The 503-nt window shown below is 68.0% G+C and carries 1 protein-coding gene; it reads right to left on the bottom strand.

The annotated features are described in order from the left end of the window. Positions 1 to 503: hypothetical protein (locus ACFQ4H_RS34915; protein WP_377579572.1), on the bottom strand; the 503-nt coding region annotated here is incomplete at both ends.

Raw genomic sequence — 503 nt, 5'->3', positions numbered from 1 at the left:
TCGCGTCGGCGGTACGCGGGTCGGCGGCCAGTTGTTCCTCGATCTGTCTGGCCCGTTGTTCGAGTTCCTCGACGGGTTGCCGCTGCTGCTCGATCTGCTCCCGCAGGTGCTGTGGGGTGGTGTTGGCGCTGTTGGTCTCCGACAGCGACCGGATGAAGGACAGGTCGTTGACGTTGAGCTGATGGATCCGGGCGACCTGGCGGGCGATTCCGTGCCCGAGTGCGGCCACTCCGGTGAGCGCACCGTAGAAGACCGATCCGGTGGCGAGTCCGGTGCCGACCGCGGTGGCGCCCTGGGCCAGCATCGGTAGCAGGTCTTCCCGGATCCAGCGTCGGGTGGGCAGGCGGTTCTCGCGGTCGAACAGGATGTTGTCCCCGATGTGGGTCAGGGCGTCGGCGATCCGGGCCGGGTCGGCATCCATGTTCACGATGAAGCTGAACCTGCCCCGGCTGATCCGGTCGGTGCCGGGCACGATCGGGCGGCCGTCCTCGACCGAGTCGAAC

It is taken from the genome of Micromonospora sonneratiae, assembly GCF_042679305.1.
Lineage (GTDB): Bacteria > Actinomycetota > Actinomycetes > Mycobacteriales > Micromonosporaceae > Micromonospora_H > Micromonospora_H sonneratiae.
This window is presented reverse-complemented; position numbering and strand designations above follow the sequence as displayed.